Below are 200 nucleotides of genomic sequence, written 5' to 3'. Positions count from 1 at the left end.
AGGATAGGAGATCACGCAGCTGGATACGCGTGTTTAAGCAGTCAGGCTGGAAATGAGGCAAATCCCGTTTCCATTAAGGCTGAGCTGTGATGACGAGGGAATTTTAGTACCGAAGTCTTCGATTCCACACTGCCAAGAAAAGCCTCTAGCGAGATGTAAGGTGCCCGTACCGCAAACCGACACAGGTAGGCGAGGAGAGA

The 200-nt window shown here is 51.0% G+C and carries 1 rRNA gene; it reads left to right on the top strand.

Features of this window, described 5'->3' with window-relative positions:
- A 23S ribosomal RNA gene (locus M3221_RS26180) occupies positions 1-200 on the top strand; the annotation flags it as partial.

It is taken from the genome of Domibacillus indicus (assembly GCF_023715895.1).
Lineage (GTDB): Bacteria > Bacillota > Bacilli > Bacillales > Domibacillaceae > Domibacillus > Domibacillus indicus_A.
Note: the sequence above shows the minus strand (reverse complement) of the source record. Positions and strands in the feature narration are given on the sequence as shown.